The following is a 9146-nucleotide window of genomic DNA, read 5'->3' on the forward strand; positions in this document are numbered from 1 at the left end:
ATGAGTTACTGGATCGCGTGATCGCGGGAGTGAAGTTCGTCGATGGTGTCGAACTCAACCCCAAGGCAATAGCAGCGTAAACACATTTACCCTTGGGATGCCCTCCACCCCCCGCCATCCACAACTTTTGGAAATTTCTCCATACGGGTCTGGGAAGTGCGCACTGGCCGACCTCTGATTGTCTCGTTCAGACACCCGCGTGTGGTTGACCAGGCTGAATTCAGTCCGGATGGGCAACAGGTGGTCACGGCCTCTCGCGACCATACTACCCGCGTCTGGGATATACGCACTGGCCGGTCCCTGCCAATGCCGCTCAAACATGGCAACGACGTTTTGTCGGCCCGATTCAGTCCCGACGGAAAGCGAGTGGTTACCGCTTCGAGTGACAAGACCGCTCGAGTCTGGGATGCCCGCACCGGCCAGCCGTTGCGCGAGCCGCTCAAACATGATGGCCCTGTAAGTTCCGCCCGGTTTAGTGCGGATGGCCGGCGCATACTCACCGTTTCCGCGAACACGGCGCGAGTGTGGGATGCCGACAATGGCCGTGCCCTGATCGAACCAGTCAGACACGAGGGCAAAATCATTGACGCACGGTTCAGTCCCGACGGTCAACTGTTCGCCACGGCTTCTTATGACAACACCGCGCGGATCTGGGATGCCCGCTCCGGTCAGCCAGTGACCGGAGCGCTCAAACATAATAATAGAGTTGATGGTGTCCAATTCAGTCCCGATGGCAGGCGAGTGGTTACGGCTTCGAGTGATTACACCGTGCGGGTTTGGGATGCTCACACCGGTCGGCCGCTCACAGCGCCGCTCAAACACGACGATTCAGTCCATTTCGCTCAGTTTAGTCCGGATGGGCAACAGATAGTCACCGCTTCTTATGATTATACCGCGCGGTTTTGGGACGCTCTCACCGGGCAGCCGCTGACCCAGCGGCTCGAACTTGATATTGAGTTTCTTTCTGCTCAGTTCAGCCCGGATGGGCAGCGCGTGCTCACGGCTTCGAATGACAAGACCGTCCGGGTGTGGGATGCCCGCTCCGGTCAACTGCTGGCCCAGCCGATGAAACTAAACGGTCGGGTCAATTCAGTGGAGTTTAGTCCGGACGGTCGGCGGGTGGTGGCGGCCTCGGGCGACAGCACCGTGCGGATTTGGGATGCCTACACCGGCCAGCCGTTGACCGAGCCGCTCGACCATCATACCTGGGTCTATGGCGCGCAATTCAGTCCCGATGGACAACGCGTGCTGACCGCCGCCGGGCGAAATGCGCGCATCTGGGAAGTGCCGGTCGCCCCCGTGCCCGTCCCACCCTGGCTGCCCGTTCTGGCCGAGGCCGTCATCGGGCAACGGCTCAATAATCAAGGGATGGTTGAAGCTATTTCCGTGGCGGAACTATTGAAATTAAAGCAGCAGCTTGTGGAAAGTTCCGCGCAGGACTTTTACACTCATTGGGCAAAGTGGTTTTTCGCCGATCGCGCCACTCGCACCATTTCACCGGCCTCGACCATCAAGCTGTCAGACTAAACCTCCCACCGACCTACCCCTTGGCCCCTCCCAAGGAGGGGAGCGGCGCATAGTGGATTGTTCCCCTCTTGGGAGGGGTGAGGGGTGGGATCAGGGGCTTGATTCGCATAGTGTGGTTGCGTGTTTTTCGCACTTCTTTGTCCTTTTTCCAAAAAGGAAAGATTCTCTGTAATAGTCCCGCCGATTTTCTTCTGTAAGGAGTAGAAGCCAAAACATCGCTGCCCATCGCTCGAAGCGCGGTCAACGGTCCGGACGCACAGGAACGTGAACCTTGGCCTAACAAGCCGCGACGGTTGTGTCCTGGACGAAAACAAAAACAAGACCCCAAAACAAAGAAGGCCCGCAATGAAAACAAGAACATTAAATCTCGGACTGACATTGACCGCACTGACTGTGCTGATGTTTGCCGGCGCTCACTCAACCTGGGCCCAGGACGGCACATGGGCAACCAAGGCTCCGATGCCACTGCATCTCGTAAACCACGCAGCCGCTGGCGCGAACGGCATTGTTTACGTCGTGGGCGGGCACGAACCGCACTCTACATGTAGCTATCTGAATACCCTTCTTGCGTATGATCCGACAACCGACGCCTGGACAGTGAAGTCCCCCATGCCTACAGGAAGAGACGTTCCGGGTGCGGGCGTTGTGAACGGCGTGCTCTACGTCGCTGGTGGCGGCACCGGTTGCGGTGCCTTCACGTCAGTACTCGAGGCCTATGATCCGGCAACGGACACTTGGACAACTAAAAGACCAATGTCAACGCCGCGAGTTGGGCTAGGTGTGGGGGCCGTGAACGGTATCCTTTATGCGGTGGGTGGCGTGCCCGACACCCTTCAAATTCAAACGGTCGAGGCCTACGACCCCGCCACCGACACTTGGACACCCAAAGCCCCAATGCCCACACGACGTTACGCCTTTGCACTCGGCGTTGTAGGCGGGAAACTGTATGCAGTGGGCGGAACCACTGGATCCGCCGCTTTGTCGACAGTCGAGGCCTACGATCCAAACACCGACACCTGGTCCACGAAAAACCCATTTCCCACTCTCACGGACGGGTTCAGCGTCGGTACAGTGAATGGAGTTCTTTACGCAGTCGGAGGGGCAACTGGTTCGGTTTGGACCGGGAACGTTTTCGCCTACGACCCCGCAACCGACGTTTGGACTAGCGTTGCCGCTATGCCCACACCCCGGGCTGGTATCGCCGTCGCAGAGGCCAACGGCGGCCTGTACGTTATGGGAGGTTATAATGCCAGTTCATTCCCTAATTTTCCATTCCTCGCCACGACCGAAGCTTTCACGCCCAACGCGACGGCACCTTCCTCTGGCACTTGGACGACGAAGGCTACCATGCCTCAACCGCGTGTGGATTCCGCTGCCGCAGTAGTTAACGGACGGATGTATGTTGTGGGCGGAAGCAGTGTTAGCGGCATAAGCACTATCCCCGAGATTTACGACTCAATTACCGACGGGTGGAGTTTCGGGTCCCCGGCTTCGATCGCGCGCGCTGCGATGGCCATCGGCGTGTTGAGTAATAAGGTGTATGTCGCCGGCGGCTGGGTGAATGGCGACCCTAACGCAAGCACTCGTGCGCTTGAAATATACGATCCTGCCACGGACTCCTGGGTGAACGGCTCTCCGATGACAATCGCGAGGGGAGAGACAGTATCCGCGGTGATTGGCGGGAAGCTTTACGTGACGGGCGGGCACGCGCCTTTCGGAAATATGTTCTCGAACTTGGAAATCTACAACCCGCTTAACGACACATGGTCCATGGGAGCGTCTCTTCCAACGAGTGTCGCGGAGGCAAGTGGAGCGGCACTCAACGGTAAACTCTACGTGGTCGGTGGTCACAACGGCGCGTTGTATTCGGAGACGGGAGCTTTGCAAATTTACGATCCTGTTTCGGATACTTGGACCACAGGCACTCCCCTGCCAACAGCTCGTGTAGGGCACGTAGTGGGTGTAATTGATGGAAAACTGATTGTTGTCAGTGGAGACGACGGCACTACGTTCGTGTCGGATGTTCAGATCTATGATCCAATTTCAAATTCCTGGACGGCCGGTACGCCGCTGCCCCAGCCGCCGCGTTACCTGATGGTCGCAGGGGTGATTGGTTCGAAGATGTTCGTGACCGGAGGCATGGATTTGTCGGGCAAAATGAGTGGAGCATTGCAAGTTTACACGCCAACATCAACCCGACCTCCCACTGACACTACGCCGCCAGTGATCGCGTGTCCGGCGGACATTGCTATTCCTTGCAGCGTCGATCTGCTCGTGCCAGTGACCTTCTCAGTCACTGCGACTGATAATGTTGATCCGTCTCCCACGGTGACCTGCACGCCACCGTCGGACTCGCTCTTCCCGATTGGCCAGACCGTCGTCAACTGCACCGCTACCGATGCCAGCGGTAATCAGTCCGTCTGTAGCTTTACGGTGACCATAACCGATCTGTCTGGCGGTTGGATCACCAAGACCTCTAGTCCTACGCCCAGGAGACAAGTGGCAGTTGCCGCCGTAAATGGAATTCTCTACACGGCCGGCGGCGCTCACGCCGGAAGTTCTTCGTCGATCAATACGTTTGAGGCGTACAATCCCGCAACGGATACTTGGACGTCAAAGCCCTCTTTGCCCGTCGCTACTCAGGGCGCTGCCGCTGGGACAATCGATGGGATCTTTTATGCGGTCGGCGGCGGGACCTGCTGTGGCGCGCTGGCCACACTCCAGGCGTACGACCCAGTGTCGAGCAGTTGGGCGATCAAAGCCTCGATGCCAACGCCTCGTTATTATCCTGCTGCATGCGTGGTGAATGGCACTCTTTACGTGGTTGGCGGGGTGGAAGGTCACGGCCCTATTTATGCCACGCTCGAAGCATACAATCCCGCCACGGACACTTGGATAACCAAAGCGCCGATGCCCACGGCGCGCGCCGGCTTGGGGATTAGAGTTGTCAACGGGATCCTCTACGCGATTGGAGGCGGGAGTACTGTGGAAGCCTACGACCCAGCGTTAAACACCTGGACAACCAAAGCTCCGATGCCGACCGCACGAGGCGGGTTATCAGTAGTCGTAGTTGACGGGATTATCTATGCTGTTGGCGGCGGCGACGCCAGTGGCACCGTCTCTACGGTGGAGGCTTACGATCCCGTAGCCAACACCTGGACGACCCAAGCGTCATTGCCGGCGGGACTTTACTTGGGTCAAAACGCCGCCGACACAGTGAATGGCGTGTTATACGCCATCTGCGCCCAAGTCAGTGTGGACAGCGGGGTGCGGATCGTTGCGGCTTTCACGCCCGGATGCTCGGGTCTGCAGCCAGCGAATAATCCGCCAGTTGCTCAGTGCAAAAACGTAACTGTGTCCGCAGGGATAAACTGCACCGCCAATGCCTCAATTGACAACGGCTCGTTCGATCCCGATGGCGATCCAATCACGATCACTCAATCGCCGACGGGACCGTATTCGCTGGGAAACACCACGGTCACGCTCACGGTGACGGACAGCAAAGGGGCCTCAAGCCAGTGCACAGCGACGGTGACCGTAGTTGACACTACGCCGCCGAGCATCACCTGCCCGGCCAACATCTCAACCGGCTGCAGCGTCGATTTGCTGGTGCCGGTCACGTTCTCGGCCGTAGCAAGCGACAATTGCGACCCGTCTCCAACGGTATCCTGTTCGCCCGCCTCAGGCTCAGGCTTCCCAGTTGGCACCACCACGGTCAACTGCACCGCGACCGATGCCAGTGGCAATCACTCCGAGTGCGCCTTCACGGTCACGCGTGCATCGTTGGGCTTTGCCGGGTTTCTGTCACCCATCGGCGGAGCTGATACCACGGGCGGCAGCTTCGCCAGTCCGGTGCGCACGTTCAAGATGGGCAGCACGATCCCGGTGAAGTTCACCGCCTCCTGTGGCGGCTCGGCGGTGCTCACCGGAGTGCATCGTTTGCAAGCCATCAAATACAGTGACTCCACCACAGCCGCGACTGCGATTGACGCGACACCGCAAGATGCCGCGACGACGGGCAACCAGTTCCGCCTCACCGATGGCCAGTGGCAGTTCAACCTCGACACGAAAGGCACCGGCATGAGCACAGGTACATGGTTGCTGCGCGCCACGCTGTCCGACGGCAGCCAGCACTCAGCTTGGATTCAACTCAAATAGAATGGTTGGCAAATGAGAATTGCGGAAAGAGAAATCAATAACCTCTCACCGGGCCTTCGGCCACGCTCTCCCCTTCTGAAGGGGAGAGAATCCTCGAACCCGATTATGCGCATTGAACCCCTGAACCCACCCCTTGCCCCTCCCAAGAGGGGAGCGGCGCACGGTGGATTGTTCCCCTCCTGGGTGGAGTCATGGGTGGGTGGGTCGGTTTGAGGCTCATGGCTGGGACGGCTTGAGTCGGGGCGTCGTTCTAATCGGAGATTACGGGCGTGTCGCCCAAACCCTGGAGCGCGGACCGCCGAGTTCGCGTGCTCCCATTCCGCCAGATGGCGACGCGCAATCCGTTGAGGCTGGTTGGCTGCCGCGCCTTCGTCTGTACCGTCAGAGCAGCGTTTTGCAGCAGCGCAGCGCAGCGCACGCCGTGCGAACCTGTTTTTCCTCGGTGAGGTGCATGGGCGCGTGGGCCGGGCCTTCGTTCAGCAGTTGCACCCGTTTAGCCCAGACGCGGTCTGTGTCCCGAAAGCATTCGGGATTGAGTTCGGCAAACTGCAGCATGGTGGCCGTCCGCAAGGACTCGTTGGCGTCGGCAATCGGGCCGGGACGCAGTCTGTCGCAATGATGGCAACAACTCAATTCAACTTGGGCAAAACTTTTCAAATTCAACTCGCGAAACAATTTTCTGCGAACCCGCTCAAATCAAATTTTCGGTAACACGCCCGGGTATCCATTGCTCTTGCTCGCACTCCCCTCAACTCGTGTGCGGCCACTCCACGCTTGCCAATTCCTTGGGCAACTGCTTCAGGTTAACTGGGTAGATGAGCGACATCTCGGGCCTGGTCTTTGCGCCGGGCAGAAATTCCAGTTCCTCCGGTGCGCCGATGATGAGCCAAAGCACCTCGGTGTCGGTGTCGTTGAACACCTGGCGCAACTGGTCCGGCCCGACCAGCACGCCGCCGTAGCGCGGCACGGTCAACGCCTCGTCGCCCACGCGCAGGCGGCCCGTGCCTTCCAGTACGAAATAAAACTCCTCCGCGCGGATGTGCTTGTGCAGCGTGTTCGCGCTCTGGGGCGGCAACCGCCAGAGTCGCGCGCCGAGATTCTCGCTCCCGGTGCGCTCCAGATAATCCGCGTTCGGGATGCGCATCAGGTTGGAGGGCCGCCAGTGGAGGTCTTCCGGCTTGATGAGATGGTAACCTTGAATGGCTTTCATGGACTTGTTGGCGAACATTTCGTCGCGTCAAAGTAAAGCAACTTGGGCGACGCATCACAAGCCGGGGCTGAATCGCCGGAGCGCGGCTGTGTCGAAGACCAGCCGCAGCACTCACACCAACAATGCCGTATGGAATCTATCAAGAGCCGTTGAATTCTCTACCCGCTGCGGCTGGTGCGCAACGCACACAGCCGCGCTCCGTCAAATTTTCAGCACGCCATGCGCATCCCGAAATCGCGCGCTGCTCCACGACCAAGTCTTCGGATCGAGAACCAAACACGCCTTTGCCGGATTGCTCTCGATGTAATTGCGCGTTTCCAATTCATGTTCGCTGTCGCGCATAAACGTATCCCAATAATCCGCCTGCCAGAATTCACCGCGCTGCTTCAGCAACCGGTTCGCCTTTTGCGCCGTGTGCTTCTTCCAGCTCTCCAGAATCTCCGCCATCGGGGTGGCGTCCACCTTGAACAACGCGTGAACGTGATTCGGCATCACCACCCACGCGCGCAGTTCATATCGCTCGCCGTGGAAGAACCGCACCGCGTCTTCAACGAGACTGGCTATCTCCGGCTTACGCAAGTGACATTCGCCACGCCCTCGGTCGAGATACGCCTCCAACTCGGCGCGACGCTGCTGGTCGTTCTCAATTTTCCAGAGATGCTCCCATTCGCCGCGAAGCGATTCGGGAAAAGAATCGGCCAATCGAAACGTGACGAATTGCGTGAGGCCCGGTTCATCGCGATGCGGCAGATAACCGCGCTCATTCCAGCCGCGAAATCCTTGCTTGAGATTCTCAATCTTTGGCGGCGATGACCAGCGCCGTTTGCCCTCGACCAAATCGCGCACGCCGGGATTGTGCGGCGGTCCGGGACGACGCGGTTTGGGTGGCTGGCTCACTCCAAACATTGAGCCGCAAACCCGCGAACGCCGCAAGTCTTGGAACGCCCGGAGCGCGGCTGTGTCGCCGAGACCAGCCGCAGCAGCTTCGCAACGAATAGCGCATGGGAATAATCCAATACGGCTCGACGTTCGGACGTGCTGCGGCTGATCCCGCGCCGCGCGAGACACAGCCGCGCTCCGCAACCGGACCGCGACTGTGTGCGAAGCGCCAGTTGCAGCAGCTTCGTCTCGATAAGATGGCGGCGAAACGACGTCATTCGTGTTCTAAGAATTCCAAGGCATACTCTTGCGCATGGAGTCGCGCAAATAGCACCCGGACGTGGGCGAAGTCGGCACTGCCTTTGAGCACATTGCGAATCTCATTGCGGAACTCCGGCGAAGAGTTTGCTCCGAGAATAACCGTCTTGACACACGCTGCGGGGAATTCCTGAACATGCACGGCGGCGGATACTTCCTGACAATCTTGAATCGGCGTCATCATCCGCCACTCAGCTTCGTATGCCCATTCTTCGCTTTTCGTAAGAAATAATTCCAAGCAATCCGTGCGCAGCAAATCCACATGTGGTCGTTTGCGGGAATACACAACCCGACGTAAATGGTAGAATTCATCACTCTCACTGCGACGCCGATTGAAAAACCCGTGTGCTGAATCAAACCCGAGCACCAAGCCGCGATGAAAATCAGTGTAATGTGACCACATCAAGAGGTCACTCGGATTCTCGGTAAGGCTTAGAACTCCAACCGCTGCATCAGCCTGCTTGTAGGATTCCATGTTCATGGTAGGCCTGAGTTGATCCAACACCTGTTGCATTACTTCCAGCATGACCGGCTTCTGTGAATTGAGGTGGCCTAGTAGGGCTTCTCTCGGCAGGAGCTGTCGCAAGTGTTCGGGTAATTCAGCGAGCTTTTTGTCGAGCTCGGTTGGCATTTGAGATTCAAATTGCTTTGTCCAATCGGCTTCGCCACCAATGGTTTTCAAGAATGGCCGAACCTCAAATGGATCGTTTAACAACGAAGGCCGAGTGAATCTCAAAGTCTTCGTCTGAAGAATCTTGATTCCCGCTGCGCCGACGTATTTGAAAAGCTGCGGAGGTGGATTGGTTGTTGATTTCATATCCTTCCGCTTACTCGATGTGCGAGTGCTGCGGCTGGTCTTCGACACAGCCGCGCTCCGACGAAATCACGCCTTCGCGTAAACCTCCGCGCCCTTCTCCACGAACTCCTTCGACTTTTCCTCCATCCCCTTCTTCAGCGCTTCTTCCTCGGCGATGCCTTGTTCGGCGGCGTATTTGCGGACGTCTTCGGTGATCTTCATCGAGCAGAAGTGCGGGCCGCACATGGAGCAGAAGTG

At 58.2% G+C, this 9146-nt stretch carries 6 protein-coding genes; 2 read left to right on the forward strand and 4 right to left on the reverse strand.

Annotation, left to right across the window (positions count from 1 at the left end):
- Window positions 1-201 precede the first annotated feature (201 nt).
- Both HY298_15525 and HY298_15530 read left to right on the forward strand, forming a co-directional pair.
- A complete protein-coding gene (locus tag HY298_15525; GenBank protein ID MBI3851667.1) occupies window positions 202-1527 on the forward strand; it encodes a hypothetical protein in 1326 nt (441 codons plus the stop codon).
- 345 nt (window positions 1528-1872) lie between these two features.
- Window positions 1873-5685 carry an HYR domain-containing protein gene (locus HY298_15530; protein MBI3851668.1) on the forward strand — a complete coding sequence of 1271 codons (3813 nt, stop codon included), beginning with the start codon at window positions 1873-1875 and terminating at the stop codon, window positions 5683-5685.
- A gap of 381 nt (window positions 5686-6066) precedes the next feature.
- On the opposite strand, the gene HY298_15535 is transcribed toward HY298_15530, so the two are convergent.
- The 4 genes from HY298_15535 to HY298_15550 all read right to left on the reverse strand — a co-directional run bounded on the left by HY298_15535 (window position 6067) and on the right by HY298_15550 (window position 8909).
- Window positions 6067-6342, reverse strand: a complete 276-nt coding sequence (locus tag HY298_15535) for a phosphomethylpyrimidine synthase ThiC (GenBank protein ID MBI3851669.1) — start codon at window positions 6340-6342, stop codon at window positions 6067-6069.
- Between the two features lie 91 nt (window positions 6343-6433).
- A complete protein-coding gene (locus HY298_15540; GenBank protein MBI3851670.1) occupies window positions 6434-6895 on the reverse strand; it encodes a cupin domain-containing protein in 462 nt (153 codons plus the stop codon).
- A 201-nt stretch (window positions 6896-7096) separates the two neighbouring features.
- Window positions 7097-7792, reverse strand: a complete 696-nt coding sequence (locus tag HY298_15545) for a transposase (GenBank protein ID MBI3851671.1) — start codon at window positions 7790-7792, stop codon at window positions 7097-7099.
- Between the two features lie 256 nt (window positions 7793-8048).
- Entirely contained in the window at window positions 8049-8909 is an 861-nt protein-coding gene (locus HY298_15550; protein ID MBI3851672.1) for a DUF2971 domain-containing protein, read from the reverse strand.
- Window positions 8910-9146 lie beyond the last annotated feature (237 nt).

This window comes from Verrucomicrobiota bacterium (genome assembly GCA_016200005.1).
Lineage (GTDB): Bacteria > Verrucomicrobiota > Verrucomicrobiia > Limisphaerales > PALSA-1396 > PALSA-1396.

What these genes read in the sequence shown, in the direction of transcription:
- HY298_15530 (MBI3851668.1), top strand. Translation starts at nt 1,873, where the DNA reads ATGAAAACAAGAACATTAAATCTCGGACTGACATTGACCGCACTGACT.
- HY298_15540 (MBI3851670.1), bottom strand. Translation starts at nt 6,895, where the DNA reads ATGAAAGCCATTCAAGGTTACCATCTCATCAAGCCGGAAGACCTCCAC.
- HY298_15550 (MBI3851672.1), bottom strand. Translation starts at nt 8,909, where the DNA reads ATGAAATCAACAACCAATCCACCTCCGCAGCTTTTCAAATACGTCGGC.